The sequence below is a fragment of the Myxococcus qinghaiensis genome, from assembly GCF_024198215.1.
GTDB classification, from domain to species: Bacteria; Myxococcota; Myxococcia; order Myxococcales; family Myxococcaceae; genus Myxococcus; species Myxococcus qinghaiensis.
The window spans coordinates 276,311-295,938 of sequence record NZ_JAKCFA010000011.1 but is presented as its reverse complement, the minus strand read 5'-3'; the positions used below and the strand labels follow the sequence as shown (position 1 = coordinate 295,938).

15 protein-coding genes are annotated in these 19,628 nt (G+C 70.1%); 10 read left to right on the top strand and 5 right to left on the bottom strand.

Annotation, left to right across the window (positions count from 1 at the left end; genetic code table 11):
• Positions 1–12: 12 nt before the first annotated feature.
• The gene (gene iscU, locus LZ199_RS22585; RefSeq protein ID WP_141644221.1) at positions 13–414 is read right to left on the bottom strand and encodes a Fe-S cluster assembly scaffold IscU; all 402 of its coding nucleotides are present in this window, start codon (positions 412–414) and stop codon (positions 13–15) included.
• A gap of 98 nt (positions 415–512) precedes the next feature.
• Positions 513–1,874, bottom strand: a complete 1,362-nt coding sequence (locus LZ199_RS22580) for an IscS subfamily cysteine desulfurase (RefSeq protein WP_253995834.1) — start codon at positions 1,872–1,874, stop codon at positions 513–515.
• A 371-nt stretch (positions 1,875–2,245) separates the two neighbouring features.
• On the opposite strand from LZ199_RS22580, the gene LZ199_RS22575 reads away from it, so the two are divergent.
• Positions 2,246–4,087, top strand: coding sequence for an SPFH domain-containing protein (locus LZ199_RS22575; protein WP_253995803.1), 1,842 nt, complete (start codon positions 2,246–2,248; stop codon positions 4,085–4,087).
• A 62-nt stretch (positions 4,088–4,149) separates the two neighbouring features.
• Positions 4,150–5,592 (top strand): protein-disulfide reductase DsbD family protein, encoded by a 1,443-nt coding sequence (locus LZ199_RS22570; RefSeq protein ID WP_253995802.1) that lies wholly within the window; start codon positions 4,150–4,152, stop codon positions 5,590–5,592.
• A gap of 7 nt (positions 5,593–5,599) precedes the next feature.
• On the opposite strand, the gene LZ199_RS22565 is transcribed toward LZ199_RS22570, so the two are convergent.
• The 3 genes from LZ199_RS22565 to LZ199_RS22555 are packed head-to-tail and all read right to left on the bottom strand — an operon-like array spanning position 5,600 to position 7,676.
• A complete protein-coding gene (locus tag LZ199_RS22565; RefSeq protein ID WP_253995801.1) occupies positions 5,600–6,217 on the bottom strand; it encodes a tRNA-uridine aminocarboxypropyltransferase in 618 nt (205 codons plus the stop codon).
• Positions 6,214–6,762, bottom strand: coding sequence for a hypothetical protein (locus tag LZ199_RS22560; protein ID WP_163862303.1), 549 nt, complete (start codon positions 6,760–6,762; stop codon positions 6,214–6,216). The genes LZ199_RS22565 and LZ199_RS22560 overlap by 4 nt, the downstream gene beginning before the upstream one ends.
• Positions 6,763–6,809: 47 nt before the next feature.
• The gene (locus tag LZ199_RS22555; RefSeq protein WP_253995800.1) at positions 6,810–7,676 is read right to left on the bottom strand and encodes a DMT family transporter; all 867 of its coding nucleotides are present in this window, start codon (positions 7,674–7,676) and stop codon (positions 6,810–6,812) included.
• An 82-nt stretch (positions 7,677–7,758) separates the two neighbouring features.
• Here LZ199_RS22555 and LZ199_RS22550 point away from each other — a divergent pair, with 82 nt between their 5' ends.
• The 8 genes from LZ199_RS22550 (at position 7,759) to LZ199_RS22515 (ending at position 19,625) form a co-directional block, all read left to right on the top strand.
• Positions 7,759–9,366, top strand: a complete 1,608-nt coding sequence (locus LZ199_RS22550) for a sensor histidine kinase (protein WP_253995799.1) — start codon at positions 7,759–7,761, stop codon at positions 9,364–9,366.
• A 137-nt stretch (positions 9,367–9,503) separates the two neighbouring features.
• Positions 9,504–10,091, top strand: coding sequence for an RNA polymerase sigma factor (locus LZ199_RS22545; RefSeq protein ID WP_256569323.1), 588 nt, complete (start codon positions 9,504–9,506; stop codon positions 10,089–10,091).
• Positions 10,088–13,078 carry a CHAT domain-containing protein gene (locus tag LZ199_RS22540; protein ID WP_253995797.1) on the top strand — a complete coding sequence of 997 codons (2,991 nt, stop codon included), beginning with the start codon at positions 10,088–10,090 and terminating at the stop codon, positions 13,076–13,078. The genes LZ199_RS22545 and LZ199_RS22540 overlap by 4 nt, the downstream gene beginning before the upstream one ends.
• 140 nt (positions 13,079–13,218) lie before the next feature.
• Positions 13,219–13,413: a hypothetical protein gene (locus LZ199_RS22535; RefSeq protein WP_253995796.1), complete on the top strand. Its 195-nt coding sequence runs from the start codon at positions 13,219–13,221 to the stop codon at positions 13,411–13,413.
• Positions 13,414–13,652: 239 nt separating this feature from the next.
• Positions 13,653–14,249, top strand: a complete 597-nt coding sequence (locus LZ199_RS22530) for an RNA polymerase sigma factor (protein ID WP_163862317.1) — start codon at positions 13,653–13,655, stop codon at positions 14,247–14,249.
• Positions 14,246–17,263 (top strand): CHAT domain-containing protein, encoded by a 3,018-nt coding sequence (locus LZ199_RS22525; RefSeq protein ID WP_253995795.1) that lies wholly within the window; start codon positions 14,246–14,248, stop codon positions 17,261–17,263. Before LZ199_RS22530 ends, LZ199_RS22525 begins: the two co-directional genes overlap by 4 nt.
• A 110-nt stretch (positions 17,264–17,373) precedes the next feature.
• Positions 17,374–17,559 carry a hypothetical protein gene (locus LZ199_RS22520; RefSeq protein WP_253995794.1) on the top strand — a complete coding sequence of 62 codons (186 nt, stop codon included), beginning with the start codon at positions 17,374–17,376 and terminating at the stop codon, positions 17,557–17,559.
• 725 nt (positions 17,560–18,284) lie between these two features.
• Positions 18,285–19,625 (top strand): M24 family metallopeptidase, encoded by a 1,341-nt coding sequence (locus LZ199_RS22515; protein ID WP_253995793.1) that lies wholly within the window; start codon positions 18,285–18,287, stop codon positions 19,623–19,625.
• Positions 19,626–19,628: the final 3 nt, after the last annotated feature.

Sequence of the window (19,628 nt, the reverse complement as noted above, 5' to 3'; positions counted from 1 at the left end):
GCACCAACACCCTTACGATGCCTGGGCCTTGCGCGCGGCGCGCTTCTTCTTGAAGTCCTCGATGGCCGCCTTGATGGCGTCCTCGGCGAGGACCGAGCAGTGGATCTTCACCGGCGGCAGCGACAGCTCCCGGGCCACGTCCTTGTTGGAGATGGTCATCGCCTGGTCCACCGTCTTGCCTTTCACCCACTCGGTGACGAGCGATGAGGAGGCGATGGCGGACCCGCAGCCGAACGTCTTGAAGCGCGCGTCCTCGATGAGCCCGTCGTCGGAAATCTTGAGCTGCAGGCGCATCACGTCGCCGCACGCGGGAGCCCCCACGAGGCCCGTGCCCACGTTCGGGTCTTCCTTGTCCATCGTCCCGACGTTGCGGGGGTTCTCGTAGTGGTCGATGACCTTGTCGCTGTAAGCCATGCCAACTCCTTCAACGGATGCTTCTCACCAAAGGTTCCGGGGAGCAATGCCCACCGGTCGAGGGGCCATGCGCCCCGCTGATTGCCTGGAAAGGCGCGCTAATGCGCCGTCCACTCGATGCTCTTGAGGTCGATGCCTTCCTTGGCCATCTCGTAGAGGGGGCTCATGTCGCGCAGCTTGCGGACCTTGTCGACGACGAGGTTGACGACGAAGTCGACCTCCTCCTCGGTGGTGAAGCGGCCCAGGCCGAAGCGGATGGAGCTGTGGGCCAGCTCCTCGTCCACCCCCAGCGCGCGCAGCACGTAGGAGGGCTCCAGCGAGGCGGACGTGCACGCGGAGCCTGACGACACCGCCACGTCCTTGATGCCCATCATCAGGGACTCGCCCTCGGCGTGGGCGAAGGAGATGTTGAGGTTGCCCGGCAGCCGGTGCTCCAGCGAGCCGTTGAGCACCGTCATGTCCAGCGCGTCGGTGAGCCCCTTCCGGAGCTTCTCGCGCAGGCGGAGGATGCGGGCGGCCTCGTCAGCCAGCTCCTCGCGGGCCAGCTGCGCCGCGTGGCCGAAGCCGACGATGGCCGCGACGTTCAGCGTGCCGGAGCGCATGCCGCGCTCGTGGCCGCCACCGTCGATGAGGGGGGCGATGCGCACGCGCGGCTTGCGGCGCACGTACAGCGCGCCGATGCCCTTGGGGCCGTACATCTTGTGCGAGGTGATGGACGCGAGGTCGACCTTCATCGCCTCCACGTCGAAGGGCACCTTGCCGATGCCCTGTACCGCGTCGCAGTGGAAGAGGACGCCCTTCTTGCGGCACAGCGCGCCAATCTCCGCGACAGGCTGCACCACGCCAATCTCGTTGTTGGCGAACATGATGGAGACGAGCACCGTCTTCGGCGTCATCGCCTCCTCGAGCTTCTCCAGGTTCACCCGGCCGTCCTGCTCCACGTCCAGGTACGTCACGCGCGCGCCACCGGTGGGCAGCTCCGCCCACTTCTTGTACGTCGCGTCGTTCTCCAGGTCGTGCTTCGCGGCCAGCTCCGCCACTTCCTCGGGCGACACGTCGCGCTCGGCCAGCTGTCCCAGGCGCAGCAGCTTCAGCTCGTCCAGGCGCTCCTGGCGCACGCGCTCCAGGCGCTTGCAGGTGTCCAGGATGGCCTTGTGCTCCGTCTTCAGGGTGATGATGTGGTCACCCTTCGACTTGTAGTACTCGATGACCCCCTTGATGGCGAGGTTGTCGGACTCGGTGGCGCCGGAGGTGAAGACAATCTCCTGGTCCGTCGCGCCGATGAGCTCGGCCACCTGCTGGCGGGCCTTCTTCACCGCGGCTTCGGCCTTCCAGCCGAACACGTGGTTGCGGCTGGACGCGTTGCCGAAGTCCTCGCGCAGATACGGGAGCATCACTTCCAGCACACGCGGGTCCAGCGGCGTGGTGGCGTGGTTGTCCATGTAGATCGGCAGCTTCAGCATCGCTTCCCACACCTTCCTGAAGGGGCTTACTGCTGCCCCCGCACCCCGGCGCCACCCAGGGGCGCGCTGCGGCGGGCATACACCGTCACACATGAATGTGGACCGGACTGGTCAATTATAAAATCGGGTGCCCTCGGGTCAAGCGAACATAAGGCGGACGAGAGACCTGCTGGGACTGGCCGGGTGGAGGGGATGTCGGCGGTGGAACGGCTGGGCCAGGGTGGATCACTCCCGGGTGCGCCGTCCTGGAGCGGGGTGGTCCGAAATGGCGCGACACGGCGGCTACTGTCGCCTGTAAGCGTCTGAATTCCCATGGAGTCCGCGCTGGCTGGGGGGCTGCAACCTGGGTGGTCCATCAGGAGGCAGGCATGAGCGCGAACGCGAAGCAGACGGCCCGGTCGAGGGAGCAGCAGGCGGAGTCCACGGAGCCCGGTCGGACACAGCTGGTCCGGGTGGAGGGCGGCTCCGGAGGGGGGATGGAGCGCAACCGCTACTCGGACGGCTGGCGCGCGGGGAAGCCGGCGGAGGACCCGGAGAAGATGAAGCGCTGGGGTCTCATCACCGCGCGGCCCAGCGAGTTTCTCGTTCACATGCGTCGGGGCCGGGTGCGCGACGTCAGCGGTCAGGGCGCCAGCTGCTTCAAGTGGCCGGGTGACTCGGTGGCGATTGTCCCCACCAGCATCCAGCGGCTCCAGTTCACCGCGGACCAGGTGACGAGCGAGAAGGTGGGCGTGCAGGTGACGGGCCTCGCGGTGTACCGCATCGCGGACCCGCTGGTGGCCTTCCGCATGCTCAACTTCTCCTTCCCGGAGCGGGCGCAGGAGAAGCTGGCGGAGCTCTTGCGGGAGATGTTCGTGGGCGCGGCGCGGCGCCTCGTGGCCAACCTCTCCGTGGAGGAGTGCCTGTCGCGGCGCAAGGAGGGCATCTCCACGGAGCTGATGCGCGAAATCGCGCCGGTGCTCTCGGGGAAGGGGCGCCTGGAAGACTCGGTGGACGCGGGCTGGGGCGTGCTGCTGGACACGATTGAAATCCAGGACGTGCGCGTCCTGTCGTCCACCGTCTTCGAGAACATGCAGGCGCGCTTCCGCCGCGAGCAGGAGCGGCAGGCGCGCGAGGCGGAGCTGGCCAAGGAGCGCTTCGTCCACCGCGAGGAGACGGAGGCCGAGCGACAGCTGAACCTCCAGCGCCTGGAGGCCGAGGACGAGGTCCGCCAGCGCAAGCAGACGGCGGACGAGCAATCCCAGCTGGAGACGCTGGCCGTGGCAGCGCGCGTGGCCGAGGCGAAGCTGGCCCAGGAGCGCACGCTGAAGCAGGAGCAGGTGACGGTGGAGCGTGAGGTCGCGCTCACCAAGCTGGCCGCCGAGCAGGAGGTCCGCCAGAAGAAGCAGGTCTCCGACGAGCAGGCCAAGCTGGAGACGCTCAACGCCGAGGCGCGGCTGTCGGAAGCGAAGATTGTCTCCGAGCGCGCGCTGGCGACGAGCCGCGCGCAGGTGGACATGGAGAAGCTGGCGCGCGAGCAGGAAATCGAGGTGACGCGCGCGCGCATCGCCCTGGAGAAGCTCAAGCAAGAGCAGGACGCGGACTTCGGCCGCGCGAAGCTGGAGCTGGAGAAGCAGAAGCTGGCGCAGGAGGCCGAGGCCGCGCAGGCCCGGTTCGAGCTGGTGCGCCTGCAGCGCGAGCAGGAGGCGGAGCACGCGCGTGCGCAGATGGAGCTGGAGCGCCTTCGCCGTGAGGAGGAGCAGGCGACGGCCCGGGCGCAGATGGAGCTGGAGCGGATGCGCCGCGAGCAGGAGCAGACGGCGGCGCGGCACGAGGGGCAACTGGCCGAGCAGCTCCAGGAAGTGGAGAAGCTCAAGGCCCAGCTCCAGGTGGTGCAGTCCCGGCGCTTCATCGCCGAGGCGGAGGTGACCATCGCGGAGCTGGAGGTGCGCCGGGAGAACGCGCGGCAGGAGCTGGAGCTGGCGCGGGCCCGCGCGCTGCGCGACATCGAGAACACCATCAGTCCGGAGGTCATCCAGATGACGCTCGCGCAGCAGTTGCCTCAGGTGGCGGCGGCCTTCCAGCAGAAGATGGGCGAGGTCCACGTCACGGCGGTGGATGGAGCAAATCCCTTTGGTTACATCGCCGCCGCGGTGGAGGGCGTCATGGGGCTGGCGCGTTCCGCGGGCTTGAAGGTGCCCGCCTCCTCGCTTACCCCCACGGCGCAGTAGCCCGCTGACCGGGGCCTGCGTATACAAGGCAGGCCCTTTCGGGAAGACGGAGCGAAGCGCGCATGAATGCCAAGAAGCTGGGATTGATGGCCGTGCTGGCCGGCGTGGCGGTGGCCGTGGTGCCGTGGCTGTTGCCCACCGGGCCCAGCACGGAGCTCGACGCGGCGCGTTTCCTCGAGTCCGGAAACCTCTTCGTCGGCGCGGCCATCGTCTTCGGCGGTGGTCTGCTCACCGCGCTGACGCCCTGCGTCTACCCGCTCATCCCGATTACGGTGTCCGTCTTCGGGGCCCGCAAGGCGGAGAGTCGGGGCAAGGCGCTGTTGCTCACCACGTCCTACATCGTGGGCATGGGCGTGGTGTTCAGCGCGCTGGGCATCCTCGCGGCGAAGACGGGCCAGGCCTTCGGTTCGATGCTGGGCCATCCGGCGGTGGTGACGGGGCTGGCGGTGTTCCTGTTGCTGCTCGCGTCATCCATGTTCGGCGCCTTCGAGCTGGCGCTGCCGTCGAGCCTCCAGACGCGGCTGAACTCGGTGGGCGGCGCGGGCGTGGCGGGTGCGTTCCTGATGGGCAGCGTGTCCGGGTTCCTCGCGGCGCCGTGCACGGGGCCGGTGCTGACGGGCCTGTTGGCCTTCGTGGCGAAGACGGCGAACACGACGCTGGGGGCCTCGCTGCTGTTCATCTACGCGTTGGGCATCGGCGTGCCCTTCTTCATCCTCGGCGTGTCCACGGTGCGGCTGCCCAAGAGCGGCGTGTGGATGGAGTGGGTGAAGAGCGTGCTGGGCATCGTCCTCGTCGCGCTGGCCTTCAGCTACCTGAAGGACGCGTCTCCCTGGGCGCGCGGCGTGGTGAAGCTGTTGGGCGCGGAGCTGGGCCGGGTGCCGGGCGCGATGGTGGCCTCCGTGCTGGCCGTGGTGGGCGTGCTGGTGGGCGCGGTGCACCGCTCCTTCAAGGAAGGCGCGCGGGAGTTCTCGTTCAAGGCGTTCGGCGTGGCGCTGGTGGTCGTGGCGCTGGTGATTCGCGGTGGCGCGCTGGACGCGGGCCCGGTGGGAGAACTGTGGGTGCGCCTGGGCGTGGCCGAGCCGCCGCGCGCGCCGTCCTGGCAGTGGCACCACGTGATGCCCGCCAAGCAGGCGACGTTCTCCGCGGATGCGTTCGAGAAGGTGCTGGCCCAGGCGAAGACGGAAGGGCGCCCGGTGCTCATCGACTTCTTCGCGGACTGGTGCGCGGCCTGCAAGGAGCTGGACCGCGAGACGTATCCGGCGCCCGAGGTCATCTCGCAGTCGTCGGAAGGGCAGTTCCTCAACATCAAGATTGACGCGACGAACAGCGAGGACGCGCTCGACGCGCTGATGGAGCGCTTCGGGGTGGAGGGCCTGCCGACGGTGGCCTTCGTGGCTCCGGACGGCAAGGTGCTCACGCGCCCGCGCATCACCGGCTTCCTGGAGCCCACGCCGTTCGCCGCGGAGATGCGCAAGGCGCGCTGCACCGACGGCGCGTCCTGCTGAGCCTCGTTCAGTCCCCGTCGTCCTCGTCGCACGAGAGGCTTGTCCCCCGTCCCCGGCTCGCGAGCACGCGGTCGATCATCAGCTCATGCAGCGCGTAGAGGGGCCTTGCCACGTCCTCGCCTTCCAGGTGGGCGAATGCACCGGCGATGGCCTCCAGCGTGGACATGCCATCCGGATGCGGAGGCCTGCGCAGCCTGCGTGAGTCCGCGGGCGGTGGAGGTAGCATCAGGCTCGGCAGCCGGCGCAGCGCGGGCACCCGCTGCACCATGCGCTTCGCTTGACCCCAGCTCCCGTCCAGGACGATGAGCCGCTTCGGAAGCGCGGCATCCGGCGCGGGCGCCTGCTGCGTCGTGGGGAACAGGAGCCAGGTGGCGCCGTCGTCTTCGAGCGTCGATACATCGAAGCGCTCGGCCGGCGAGCCATACGAGACGATGCGACACCGAGGCATCGCGAGCGCGGCCATGCGAGCCGTGTTCGTCGACTTCAGCGTCTCCTTGTGGTGACGGATGATGAGCAGCTCGGTGCGCGTGGAGACGACGGGCAGCTCGGCGCACAGGCACAGCGCGGTGGGCAGAAAACAGCGCGGACAGCGACCCGCGAGGTCCTCCGGAGTTCGAGACCTCATTTCCCCTGACGGTATCGCTCCATCAGCACGCGCGCCTCACGAAGCTTCTCCTCGACGTAGCGGTCGTCCGCGTCCGGCTCGTAGTCGGCGTCCGGCACATCGAGCTGGAAGATGGCGGACAGGAGGATGGGCGCCACCTCCAGCCACTCGGCCGTGCGGTTGAGCGCCGCCTGTCGCCGGCCCGCGAAGGTCTCCGGCCCGTCCTCCGGCCCACAGCGGCAGATGCGCGCCGAGTCGCCCGACACATCCACGTAGAGGCCCAGCACCTCCGCGTCGACCTCGGCCGCGAGCGCGCATGTCGCCTCGCTCACGTACGCGGCCATGGCCTGGGCCGCGGAGCGCTCGGTGAGCGAGCGCACCAGGTAGACCTGCCAACCCGCCTCGGTGAGCGCGCCCGATTCCTGGATGGGCGTCAGCTCCGCGGGAGGCGCCTGGATTCGTGACAGCAATCGCCGCACGGGTGCCTCCAGCCGCTCCAGTCGCGCGTTGGACGCGGGACAGAAGAAGAGGACGCGATACTCACGGCTGTCTGCTGCGGTTTCCATGGGCATACGGCGTCGCCAAGGCGCTGCACTGCAAGCAAGAGCTTCGTTCACCCAAGAGGACCAAAGGATTCCCCGACCTTGCAAGTGGGGAGTTCAGCGGAGACCCAGACCCCCGCGCCCAACACCAGCAGTCCGCCCGCCACCCCCACGGGGGAGAGGGCTTCCGAGAAGACGGCCCAGCCCACCAGGGAGGCCGTGAGAGGCTCCAGGTAGGTCAGGGCCCCCGCCGCCGCCGTGGGCACATGGCGCAGCCCGGCATTGAAGAGGACGGTCCCCATCAGTCCGCACACCGCGCCTCCGGCCAGCACCTGGAGCGTGGCCCCATCCATCGCCGAGGGCAAGGCGTCCCTCCCGGCGATGAGCAACAACACCCCCGCCGACACCGGCGCATGGAGCGACGCGACCGCCAGGGGAGAATATGCCCGTGTCGCCGCTTTCGTCCCCAGGACGATGGCCGCGTAGAACAGGGCGCTGCCCGCGCCCAGCGCCGCCGTCATCCCCGCGCCGCCCGTCCCATCCGGCCGGCCGATGAGCAGCACCAGCCCCAGCAGCGTCACTGGCGCGGCGACCAGGGCCCGGACGGAGCGCCGCTCGCCCAGCACCCAGGGGGCCACGAGCGCCAGCAGCAGGGGGGCCAGGTAATGCGTGAGCACCGCCACCGAGACGGGGCCGCGCTTCATGGCGGCGAAGAAGAGGCTGATGTTGGCCGCGTCCGCCAGGCCCACGACGAGCAGGGCCCCGGTCGCGCGCCTGTCACGCCAGGGGGCGCCGCGCAGGAGGAAGGGCACCGGCAGCGACATGGCGATGAGGGCCAACAGCGCGTTCTGGGCCCAGGACAGGCCCGCGGGCCGGAGGAAGAGGGACCAACACCCCCAGAGGGTGGCCCCGGCCGCGACCATGGCGAAGTGCCGCACTGCTCATGACTCCTGGTGACGCCGAATCGCCCGGGGGCGCCGACAGGGCGCGCAGCCTAGGAACATCTGCCACACTCCGTCCATGGGGCCCCTGTTCGCCTACAGCCTCGTGCCTGTCCTCTCGGTGTCGCTCCTCTTGTGTTTCACCGCCGCGTTTCGCGGCCGGGACGCACGGGGGCTGACGCTGTACTGCCTGGCCACGGCCGTCTGGAGCGGCTCGCTGCTCTTGATATGCGTGCCCCGGTATGCGTGGCTGGGAGAGCGTTTCGCCGCCAGCGGGGCCTTCACCGCCGCCGCATACCTCCATGTCGCGTACGAGGTCACCCGGCAGCGCTCCTACCGACAGGTGGCGCTGGCCTACGCCGTGGCGGCGGTCGTCACCGGAGTGGGCGCGCTCTTCCCGGAGGCGCTGTATGGACCGCTGGCGATGAAGCGGGGGCCGCTGTTCTGGCCCGTCATCGCGCTGTCGGTCTCCGCGGCCCTGGTGCCGCTGCTCCACCTGGCCCGCTCCTATCCTCGCGAGACGCCAGAGCGTCGGCCTCTCCTGCGCAGCCTGGGCATCGTCGGCGCGCTGGCGTACTCGGGTGGCCTGGGCACGGCGCTGCTCCTGTCGGGCGGCTACGCGCTGCCCTTCGGGATGTACGGCGTGCTGGCCTCGCTGCTGGTGCTGGTGCACGTCGTCAACTCCCACCAGCCTCCCGGTGAGCGTCGGCTCCTGGAGCGCAGCCTCGTGTACTCGGCGATGGCGGCGGTGTTGTCGGCGGGCTTCCTCTTCGGCGTGCTGACGCTGATGGCGGGCAGCGGGCAGCCCTTCCTGCTCGAGTACCGGGTGGGCGCCTTCTTCCTGCTGGCACTGGCGGCGCTCGCCTTCGAGCCGTTGCGGCAGGGCATCCAGGAGTGGCTGGGCCGTCGGCTGCTCAAGGGCCGCGCCACCAGCACGGAGCTGGTGGCGGCCCTGGCCGAGCAGGAGGCCCGCGCGGACCAGGCGGCGCGATTGGCCGAGCTGGGGCAGTTCACCTCCGCCGTGGCCCACGAGGTGCGAAATCCATTGGGCGTCCTCGCCGCGCACCTGAAGCTCCTGGAGCGCCAGGGCGTGGATGCGGACGCCGTCGCCGCCATGCGCGAGCAGATTTCCCGCGCCGGTCACTTCGTGGACGAGCTGCTGCGCTATGGCCGGCCCCGGCCGCTGGAGCTGCGCCGCGTGGACATGCTCGCCACCGTGGCGCTGGCGTACTCCACCGCGCGACAGGGATTGGGCGCGCTGGCGCCGGAGGTCTCTTTCGAGCTTCCAGACGGCGAGCCCTTCGAGCTGGAGGCGGACCAGTCCCAGCTGTCGCAAGTGTTTGTGATTGTCCTGGAGAATGCCTTGCTCGCGCTGCGCGACACACCCGCGCCTGTCTTGCGGGTGCGGTGTGAGCGCGCCGATGCGAGTCTCCAGGTCACCGTGGAGGACAACGGCCCCGGCATCCCTCCGGAGTTGCTCCCCCGGCTGTTCCAACCCTTCGTCACGGGGCGGCGTCGCGAAGGACCCAGGCCAGGAACAGGTCTGGGATTGGCGATTGCCCGGGGAATCCTGGAGCGTCATGGAGCTTCGGTGCGGGCCAGCCGCTCCGAGTCCCTGGGGGGCGCGAGCTTCGTGTTGACGCTTCCACAGTCGCAGCCTGTACCCCTATCCGTTGCCGCCTCCTGAAGTCATACTGTCCAAATGTAGACAGTTTGTCTCCTGGGTTTGCAGATGTCGCGGGAGTGCCGTGGCTGTGAGGAAAAGAGGTTGTCGGCAATAAAGCAGACCTGCCGCGTTCTCTGGTGAAAGGGAAGGAGGCGGCCATGAGGGCAAGGCCAAGATTGAGGGTGGTGGAGCCTCCGTCTGGAGTGCCGGGGACGGATTTCGAGGTCTTCGCTCGCCAGTTCCAACCCGTGTTGTTTGCCATTCTCAGGAAGTATTGTGTGGGTATCGAGCACGAGGTCGAGGACCTGGTGCACGATGTGTTGTTGCGTGCGCTGCTCCAGTGGGAGCACCTGAAGCATTGGGAGTCGTACAAGCAGCGCTTCTGGTTGGGGCGCGTCGCCGAGAACTGCTTCCTGGACCGGTGCCGTCGCAGGAAGAGCGAGGCGGACCGGCTGCGCAACCTGCTCGAGCTGCATGAAGAAGCCGAGCACATCGACGAAGCCGCGCAGGACGAGCTGTGGTGTCACGTCGGTGAAGACGACGTGAAGCGGGCGCTGGGCTTCCTCAGCCCCAGACTCCGTCTGACCTTCGAGCTGTACCTCCAAGGGATGTCCTATGCACGCATCGCTCGTGAGACTGGCGTATCGCCGGGGACGGTGGGAGCGCGCCTGCATCACGCCCGGTTGGAGCTACGAGAACTGCTGCGCGAGACGGCCGAGCGTCGACGCCGGGAGCGGGGGCGATGAGCGCCGATTGCAAGGACCTGCCTCGCTTCCTCGATGGACAGATGGACGCGGTGGAGCAGGGTGGGTTCCGTCAGCACCTGGGTGGGTGTGAGCGCTGCGAGGCGCGCTTCCGAGATGCGCTGCAACTGGAGCTGCTGGCGCACCAGGCGCTGCCCTCGCTCGCGCCGCCCATCGAGAAGCCGTCCGAGTCGACGGAGCGCAAGCGCTGGAGGCCTCGGCGGGGGGATGTCGGCTCCGGGTTCCGCGTGCTCGTCGCCTGCTTCGCGATGTTGCTGATATCTCCCAGCGCCAGCCACTGGAGCGGTGATGACCTGGCCTGGCTGGTGAAGGATGGCCCTCGCACGCTGGAGGCGCGGGTGACGTATCGCGCCGTGGATGCGCGTCATCAGCCCTTTGTCCCGGACCGGGGTGGACCCTGGGAGCGCCCCGGCGTCCCTTCGCTGCCGCTCCACGAGCTGTCGCGGATGGAGGCCCGAGGAGACCTGCACGGCATCGCCACCGCGTACCTGCTCCATGGCGCGCCCCGTCAGGCGCTGGCCTTCCTGAAGCGCCTGCCTCCCTCGGTGGACAGGGACTCTGATCTGGCGCTCCTGGCGCTGGAGCAGGCTCGGCAGGACGGGCCGCTCGACAGCCGGCATGCGCACCTGGAAGAGGCGCTGGAGCTGCTGTCGGAGGTGCTGCGCGTCGCGCCGCGACATCCCCAGGCCCTGTGGAACCGGGCGCTGACGCTGGCCGAGCTGGGGCTGACGCTCCAGGCGGCGGACTCGTTCGGTGAGGTCGCGAAGCTGGGGGAGCCGGGCTGGAGCGAGGAGGCCGCTTCCCGTGAGCGCGCCCTGCGGGAGTCCACGCTCTCTCGCGGGAGGGCCTGGAAGGACGCCTTCGCGGCGACGCGCGACTTGCTGACGGATGCGTCGGCGCCGCTGCCCGTGGCGGCGGTGAGGGACCATCCGGGCATCCTCCGGCTCGCCTTCTACGACGCGGTGCGCGCGGCGCCTCGACGGCAGGACGTGCTGCGGTTGCTGCCGCTGGCCCGGGCGCTGGACGAGCGCTACGGGGGGAGCGTCCTCCAGACGTGGCTGGCGCGCGTGGCGGAGCGGGACTTCACGCGACGGGGGCCCCTGGCGCGGAGGTATGCGCAGCTCGTGCTGGGGGCGCTGTCGCCCTCGGGAGCGGTGATGGAGGAGCTGCGCCGCTCGGGGGAGGATGACCTGTACCTGGGCGCGCTCGTGCTCGCGGGGTTCGCGCGACAGCCCGTGGACTCGGCGGCGCTGGTGCGACTGGCGCGGGCCTCCGAGGACCCGTGGATGCGGGTGTTCGGAGAGCTGGAGCTGGCGCGCGTGGACCAACGCGAGGGGCGCTGGTGGAACGCCGAGCAGCGACTGCTGGAGGCGCTGGACTCGTGCCAGAAGCAGGGCCTGGTGTATCGCTGCCTGGGCTTGGAGCAGGCGCTCACGGACCTGTACCTGGACCTGCACCGCCCCGCCGAGGCCTTCCAACATGCATGGAATGGCTGGAGCCGCGCGCAGGAGGCCCGCGAGTGGCGCTACGAGCAGGTGTTCCTCCAGGAGCTGGCGGACGTGGCGCGCTACCAGCACTCCTTCACCAGCGCCCGGGCCTATCTGGAGGAGTCGCTGGTCCGCATGCCGGAGGACTGCGCGCAGCGCACGCATGTGCACAGCAACGTGGCCTTGCTGGAGTGGCAGCGGTTCCGCCCGGAGGCTGCGCGCGAGTCACTGGAGCGGGCGCTGGAGTGCGAGCGGCCCCTGGGGATGACGGGCGCGCGGGTGTTGTCGGAGCTGGCCCGCTTCCAGCCCCGGCCGCATGACGGACATTGGCTGCGCCGCGCCCTGGCGGACCTGAGACAGGCGGGCGTCTCGCCGGGCCGCGAGGCGCTGCTGCTCGTCCTCGAGGGCCAGTTCGCGCTGGAGCAGTCGCATGACACGGGGCAGGCGCTGCTCTGGCGGGGCGTGTCGATGGCGGAGCACCTGCCGGACAGTGTCGATGCGCGCAAGGCCCTGGCCTTCGGCTACTCCGCCCTGCTGTCCGAGGCGGGGCGCGCCGGGGCCTGGCACGAGGCCCTGTCGTTGATGGCGCGCGAGCTGAGCGTCGAGCCCGCTCCCACCCGCTGTCTGTTGGCGGTGTCGCTCCAGCACGAGCGCACCCTGGTGCTCGCGCGGGGACCCGGTGGTGAGCTGAAGGGGGCGTACTCCACGGGGCGACGGGTGCCGCTGCGAGACGACGCCTCGGGGCTGGTGCCCGATGAACTCTTGAAGGAGCTGACGGGCTGCGAGCACGTGGACGTGTTGACCCGTCCTCCTGTGCACGGGCTCACCGGGTTGCTGCCGGGCGAGCTGGCGTGGAGCTATCGGGTGGGACGTGGTGGGCGCCCCACGCCGGCGCAGGGTGGGGGCTCCAGCCACCTGGTCATCACGGAGGTGGCGAGCCCGCCCGCGCTGAGATTACCGAAGCTGGGGGCGCTGACCGCGCCGCGCGTGCCGGACCCGTGGCGTGTGGAGCTCCGGGGCGGGGAGGCCACGCCGTCGCGCGTGGCGAGAGAGATGGCGGATGCGTCCGAGATTGAAATCCACACCCATGGGCTGTTCAGCGCCTCCTTGTCGGATGCGTCGATGGTGGTGCTCGCACCGGATGCGGATGGCGACTACGCGCTGAGCGCCGACAGGGTCCGTCAGACGCGCTTGAAGCACGCGCCGCTGGTGCTGCTGGCCACGTGTGGCGCGGCGAGGACGGCGCCGTTTCCGCACGAGTCCTACAGCCTGCCCGTGGCCTTCATCTCCGCGGGCGCGAGCGCGGTGCTGGCCGCCTCCGTGGAGATTCCCGACTCGGCGGGGGCCTTCTTCGAGAAGGTGCGTGAGCGCATCCGCGCGGGCACGCGTCCGTCCGTGGCGCTGAGGGATGCGCGCGCGCTGTGGCTGCGCGAGCACCCCGATGACGCGCGGTGGCTGTCCCACGTCCTCCTCTTCGAGTGAGCGCCTGTCCAGGCGCGCCTCGGGGGTTGTGACGTTGGAGGTTTCCGGCAACAAGCAGGACGTCGTGCGTTCTATGGCTTGAGGGCCGCTGGTGCCCCGCATCTTGCGGGAGGGACGGCGGACCCCAGGAGCCGTGCGACATGACGAGCTGCATGAGCGATGCGAAGCCGGCGGAGGAGACCCCTGCCCTGCAAGGGCCGGCGGTGAGCGGGGCGGCGGTTCCGAAGAAGGCGCCCGTGGTGGAGTCCGACGCGCCGCGAGACTCCGTCGTCCCCCCGCCGGAGTCGGCGCGTCCCGATGTGCGAGACCCTCCGCCCACCGGTCCTCCGGGCTGAGCGAGTCACTCGCGACGGCGCGAGGTCCTCGCCGATGCGCCGTCCGTGGGACCTCCATGCAGTCGAGGGAGGCCGCAAGACGCGGTGTCCTCCAGGTGGCGGGTCGACTCCGCCCTGGGGGCTGCAACGGTGTCGGGGAGGCGGCGGAAACCGGCGTGGCTGCGTCGGTTTCCGGACGGCGACCCAAGGATTCCGGGTGGCTGCGTTTCGAGTGGGCGTGGAAGGAGGGCGAGGGGTCGATGAGGGACCATCGCAATGCCTCGGTGAAGCGATTCACCGTGGCCTACAGTGCCGCCGTGGCACACGAAGGCTTTGAAGAGTTCGCTCAGCGCGTCAGGCCCATGCTCGTGGCCCTGGCGAGGCGTCTGTGCGGCCAGGGTGGTATCGACCCGGAGGATCTGGCGCAGGAAGCGCTTGTCCGGGCGCTCGTCCACCATGCCACCTTGTCCGCGCAGCCAGAGCCCGTGTACCGGGCGTGGCTGTGCCGGGCGCTCACCAATCACTTCCTGGACCAGTGCCGCAAGCGCAGGACGGAGCTGCTGGAGCAGGAGCGCCGGGACATCCGGCTCGTGCGAGAGGACGTGGAGTCTCCCGACGCCAGGACGGGGGAGATGTGGGAGCGCATCACCGACGCGGACCTGGTCCAGGCCATCTCCCGGCTGCCCAATCCGCGCGTGCGTGAGGCGTTCGAGCTGCACGCCACGGGACTGCGCTACCGGGCCATCGCCCAGCGCATGGGGGTGCCCGAGGGCACCGTGGGGAGCTGGCTGTTCCAGGCGCGCAAGGAGCTGCGCGAGCTGCTGATGCCGCTGACGGACGGCGGAGGGCTGGTATGAGCCCTCCGTGTCATCGGTTGTATCTGTTCCTGGATGGCGAGTTGCCCCCGGTCGACGAGGAGAACTTCCGCCACCACCTGGCCCGCTGCGCGATGTGCGCGTCCGGGTTGCATGAGGCGATGCAGCTGGAGCTGCTCGGCTTCCAGGCGCTCCACCCGGAGGGGCTTCCTCTCCAGGATGAGGAGGAGGTCGAGGAGGAGGCGCCTCGCTACGAGTCGCCTCCGGCGTGGCCCGCGCCGCCCTGGCCGAAGCCGGTGTGGCACCAGCGGCTGCGCTCGATGTTGCCCGCGCGGCGGGCCCCAGTGGGCTGGTGGGCCGCGGGCGCGGTGGCGCTGGGGCTGCTGGTGCTGGTGCTGGCCGTGCCTCGCGGGCGGGACACGCCGCCAGAGGTGTGGACGGCGCATCCGGCGCAGCGCGCGTTGGAGGCACGGGTCGCCTATGCGCGGGCGGACGGGTATCGGCGCTACGTGCCGATGCGCGCCGGGCCCGAGGCTCCCGTGGTGACGACGCCCCTGCCGCTGCGCGAGCTGGCGGAGCTGGAGGACCGGGGGGATTTGCACGGCATCGCCGCCGCGTACCTGGTGCGACGGGACGTGCGGCAGGCGGCGGACTTCCTGCGGCGGACTCCCGCGTCGTTGGACCGTGACAGCGACCTGGCGGTCATCGCGCTGGAGCAGGGCCGCCGCGAGGACGCGCTGGAGTTGCTGGAGGCCGTGTTGCGCAAGTCTCCGGACCATCCGCAGGCGCTGTGGAACCGGGCGCTGGTGCTGCGGGAGCTGGGGCTGACGCTCCAGGCGGCGGAGGCCTTCGACGCGGTGGCGAAGCAGGGAGAGGCCGGGTGGAGCGAGGAGGCCCGGGTGCGCTCCCAGGCGCTGCGCAGCGAGACGCTCCTGCGCTCGCGGGACTTCCACGACGCCCGGGCGGCGGCGCAGAACCTGGCCACGCTGGAGGGTGCGCGGCTTCCCCTGGATGAGGCCCGCCGCTTCCCGGGTGTGGTGCGGCTGGCCTTCTATGACGCCTTGAGGGCCGCGCCCACGCGAGAGGCGGCGCTGCGACTGCTGCCGCTCGCGGAGGTGCTGGACGAGGTGCAGGGCAGCGCCACGCTGCGAGACACCGTGCACGCTGTCTCACGCGCGGACTTCCAGCGGCGCGGTCCGCTGGCGCGCGAGTACGTGCGGCTCTTGCGCGACGAGCACCCCACGCCGGAGGCCTATCTGGAGACGCTGCGGCGCTCCGGCGAGGATGACCTGTACCTGGGTGCGCTCGTGTCGCGTGACGCGGTGGCGAGCCACCTGGATGACTTCGTGCGCATCGCCCGGGCGGGAGGAGACCCGTGGCTGGTGCTGCTCGCCGAGCGCGAGCTGTCCGTGCGCGAGGAACTCCAGGGTCAGTGGTGGAAGGCGGAGCAGCGGCTGCGCGCGGCGCTGGCGTCGTGCTCGGGGCGGGGGCTGGCCTACCGGTGCGCCACGCTGCGACGACGGCTGGCGGACCTCTTCGTGCGCCTGCACCGTCCGGCCGATGCGCTGGAGGAGGCGCGTGACGGCTGGCGCCTGACGCGGGAGCTGGGCGAGTGGAACCTGGAGCAGCAGTTCCTCCAGGAGATGGCGCAGATTGCCCGCTATCGCCACAGCGCGGCCAGCGCGCGGGCCTTCCTGCGCGAGTCACTGGCCCGCATTCCCGATGAGTGCGAGCAGCGCACGTACGCGCATCGCAACCTCGCCATGGTGGCCTGGGCCGACTTCCGTCCGGACGAGGCCCGCGAGGAGCTGGAGCAGGCCACCCGCTGCGGACGGCCCCTGGGCATGTCGGGCGCGTGGGTGCTCTCGTATCTGGCCCGCCATGGCGCGGAGGTCCGCGACGAGGATCTGCTGCGGCGCACGCTCGACGAGCTGCGGCGCGGCTCGCGCACGGCGGGTGAGCTGGCGATGCTCACCTTCCTGGAAGGGCAGTTCATGCTGGAGCGCGAGCGCGCGTCGGGCCGGGAGCTGCTCCACGGCGCCATCGACGCGGCGGAGTCGCTCCCCCGGGACGTGGACGCTCGCAAGGCGCGAGGCTTCGCGTACGGCGTGCTGGTGAGCGACGCGGGCCGCTCGGGCGTCCAGGAGCAGGTGCTGGAGCTGATGGGGCAGGCGCTGCGCGTGCCCGCTCCGGAGCGCTGTGTGCTGGCGGTATCCGTGGACCACGAGCGCACGGTGGTCACCGTGCGCGACGCGGAGGGCTCGCTGGCGGGCGTCTATGACGACCAGCGCTCCACGCCCCTGCATGGGACGGCGGAGGGCCTGGTTCCTCCGCGCCTGGTGGCGGCGCTCCGGGGCTGTGAGCACGTGGACGTGCTGGCCCTGCCGCCCGTGCATGGCCTTCCCGGACTGCTGCCCGCGGACCTGGCGTGGAGCTACCGCGTGGGCCGGGGAGGGCCCGCTCCCGAGGCGCACGGCCCTGTCGGGCGCCACCTCGTCGTCACGGGCGTGGAGGCGCCGCAGGCGCTCGGGCTGGAGAAGCTCTCTCCCCTGGAAGGGCCCCGAGTGCCGGACCCGCTGCGCGTGGAGCTGCGCGGCGCCGGAGCCACCCCGTCGCGCGTGCTGCGGGAGATGGCCCAGGCGCGCGAGATTGAAATCCACACGCACGGCCTCTTCAGCCCGGAGCTGTCGGACAGCTCGCTGCTGGTGCTCGCTCCGGAAGAGGACGGGCGGTACGCGCTCGCGGCGGCCCAGGTGCGCGAGCAGCCACTGCTCGGCGCGCCCCTCGTCCTGCTCGCGGCGTGTGGCGCCGCTCGGGCCGCGCCGTTCCTGCACGAGCCGGTGAGCCTGCCGGTGGCCTTCATCGAGGCGGGGGCACGCACGGTGCTCGCCTCCACCGGTGACATCCCCGACACGGCGGGGCGCTTCTTCGAAGCCGTGCGCGAGCGCATCCGCGCGGGGGCCCCGGCCGCCCGGGCCCTGCGTGACGAGCGCCTGGCGTGGCTGGCCCGTGAGCCGGCCGCGACGTGGCCCGCCCAGGTCCTCCTGTTCGAGTGACGTGGCGGAGCGTCTTCAAGGATTCCGACCCCCCGCGTTCTGAAGGTGACGCTTGCGTCCACGTGATGGCGCGTCGTGCCTTGAAACGTCGAACAGGGGGGGATTCACACATGAAGAACTCGAGCTTGGGGAAGCCCGGCGCGGACATCATCGCCCAGGAGATTCCGGACCCACCGCCGGAGCGGGACAGGGGCCTGCGCGCACCCGGGGAGGAGGCCACGCCCGTCTTCTCGGCGAAGCTCTCCATCCCCCCGCCTCCTCCGGTGGAGTCGTCAACCGTGAGCGACGAGCGCTGAAACAAGTAACAGCCGTTTCATGGCTCTCCTGAATTTCGAGAGAGTTGCATGTTTTTCGGGGCGTTCTCGGGGGAGGCGCTCCGAATTTTTTTGAACAAGGACGCTCAAGGAAAAAGGCTCGAAACGTATTTCAGAAGGAAGAGGGCGGCGACGGGGGAGTACGGCTGCTTCGACTGCATCGCGACAGGGGGGAGTGATGTTCCGAAGTGACGCACGGGGCCATGGGAACTCCCATGGGATGTGGGCACCGGAGGATGGGCGGGGTTCGGGTGGGGGCGCCTGGGGGGCGCTGGCGGAGGGGGGCGAGCGGGAGTCGGGTGGGGGGAGTCGGGCGGGGGGGGCTTTCTTCGGGGGGGATGAGCAGGAGCAGGAGGGCTCGCGGACGGAGCTCCTCCTGGATGACGACCTGGATTTTCAGATCGCCAGTTATTGAGTTTCACGGCGCGAGGGTTCGGGGAAACGCATCACGCTGGCGGCTGACGTCGGGGGACGCCAGCCACCTCAATCGGATGGCGTCGTAGTGGTGGGGGAGACGACGCGTAGGCCTTGACGGTCGCGGGGGGGCGTCATCTGAAGAGGGCCAGGTGCGGCGGACGAGGGTGCAGGTGGCAGGACGCGCCCCAGGTCCTCCGCCTCCGGAGTCTCCAAGGGCTCCGGGGGTGGGGGACTTCGGCGAACGGCGCGCTGGGGCTAGGGTGGGGTTCCAGCTCGACTCGGAGTCCCGCATGACCCTTCTGAAGTGGGCGGCCTTGCCGCTCTTGTTCCTGTCCGCCTGTACCGGTGCCCGGTGCGCCGAGCGGGCCGACGAAGCGCCTCGCCTGTTGCCCATGTCCCAGCAGATCTCGCTGCGGGAGGACTGGCTGGACAAGCGCCATGGCCTGCTGCTGGAGATGATGCGGCGGCACGGCGTGGGCATGTGGATCGTCGTCAACGAGGAGTTCCACGATGATCCGCTGACGCAGTTCGTGGCGCCGCCGCGTCCGTACGCGGGCAACCGGGACATCTTCGTCTTCGTGGACGCAGGCACGGAGGGCCTGAAGCGCGTGGCGCTGACGGGCTACGCGGAGGAGTCCATCCTCAAGTTCTTCGAGGCGCCCGAGGAGGGCCAGTCCGCCCCCGAGGCCTTGAAGTCGCTCGACGCGCGCTACCACCCCAAGGCGATTGCGCTGGGCATCGGCGGCAAGCGGGGCGTCACGCGCAGCCTGACGAAGGATGCCTATGCCTACCTGGTGGACGCGTTCGGCGCGGAGGCGGAGGCGCGCTTCGTGAGCGCGGCGCCCCTCATTGAAGAGTACCTGGACACGCGGCTGCCCGAGGAATGGGAGCCTTACAAGGGGATGGTGGAGCTGACGGACGCCATCGTGAAGGAGGCCTTCTCCTCGAAGGTCATCGTGCCGGGGAAGACGACGGTGGGGGACGTGCGCCGCTGGCTCTACGACAGGTTGGGGACGCTGGGCCTGAGCACGTGGTTCCAGCCGGACATGCGCGTGCAGCGCAAGGGCGGCATCCCCGCGAAGTCCCGAGGCTTCCTCGCGGTGGCGAAGGAGGACCTGGTCATCGAGCGCGGCGACCTCATCCACGTGGACTTCGGCATCAGCTACCTGGGGCTGCACACCGACTGGCAGAAGATGGCCTATGTGCTGCGCGACGGTGAGACGGACGCGCCCGCGGGTCTGAAGAACGCGCTGTCGAACACGAACGCGCTCCAGGACGTGTTGATGTTGAAGGCCTCCCGGCCGGGCCGCTCGTCCGCGGACGTGTATGACGAGGTGATGGCGGAGATGAAGGCGCGCGGAATCGAAGCGCAGGTGTACAGCCATCCCCTGGGCAACCACGGCCACGCGCTGGGGGCGTCCATCGACTTCCGCTCGTCCACGCGCAAGGAGGACGCGCCGAAGCTACTGCGAGAAGGCTCATACATCGCCATCGAGCTGAACACGTCCACGCCGGTGCCGGAGTGGGACGGGCAGAAGGTGGCGGTGATGGAGGAGGACCCGGCCTACCTCACGCACGAGGGCTGGAAGTTCTTCGTGCCGCGTCAGGAAGCCTTCTACCTCATCAAGTAGCGG

Coding starts and splice junctions, on each gene's coding strand:
- LZ199_RS22550 (WP_253995799.1), top strand. CDS start 7,759: ATGGGGCCCCTGTTCGCCTACAGCCTCGTGCCTGTCCTCTCGGTGTCG.
- LZ199_RS22570 (WP_253995802.1), top strand. CDS start 4,150: ATGAATGCCAAGAAGCTGGGATTGATGGCCGTGCTGGCCGGCGTGGCG.
- LZ199_RS22520 (WP_253995794.1), top strand. CDS start 17,374: ATGAAGAACTCGAGCTTGGGGAAGCCCGGCGCGGACATCATCGCCCAG.
- LZ199_RS22545 (WP_256569323.1), top strand. CDS start 9,504: ATGAGGGCAAGGCCAAGATTGAGGGTGGTGGAGCCTCCGTCTGGAGTG.
- LZ199_RS22535 (WP_253995796.1), top strand. CDS start 13,219: ATGACGAGCTGCATGAGCGATGCGAAGCCGGCGGAGGAGACCCCTGCC.
- LZ199_RS22540 (WP_253995797.1), top strand. CDS start 10,088: ATGAGCGCCGATTGCAAGGACCTGCCTCGCTTCCTCGATGGACAGATG.
- iscU (WP_141644221.1), bottom strand. CDS start 414: ATGGCTTACAGCGACAAGGTCATCGACCACTACGAGAACCCCCGCAAC.
- LZ199_RS22525 (WP_253995795.1), top strand. CDS start 14,246: ATGAGCCCTCCGTGTCATCGGTTGTATCTGTTCCTGGATGGCGAGTTG.
- LZ199_RS22530 (WP_163862317.1), top strand. CDS start 13,653: ATGAGGGACCATCGCAATGCCTCGGTGAAGCGATTCACCGTGGCCTAC.
- LZ199_RS22560 (WP_163862303.1), bottom strand. CDS start 6,762: ATGGAAACCGCAGCAGACAGCCGTGAGTATCGCGTCCTCTTCTTCTGT.
- LZ199_RS22565 (WP_253995801.1), bottom strand. CDS start 6,217: ATGAGGTCTCGAACTCCGGAGGACCTCGCGGGTCGCTGTCCGCGCTGT.
- LZ199_RS22515 (WP_253995793.1), top strand. CDS start 18,285: ATGACCCTTCTGAAGTGGGCGGCCTTGCCGCTCTTGTTCCTGTCCGCC.
- LZ199_RS22575 (WP_253995803.1), top strand. CDS start 2,246: ATGAGCGCGAACGCGAAGCAGACGGCCCGGTCGAGGGAGCAGCAGGCG.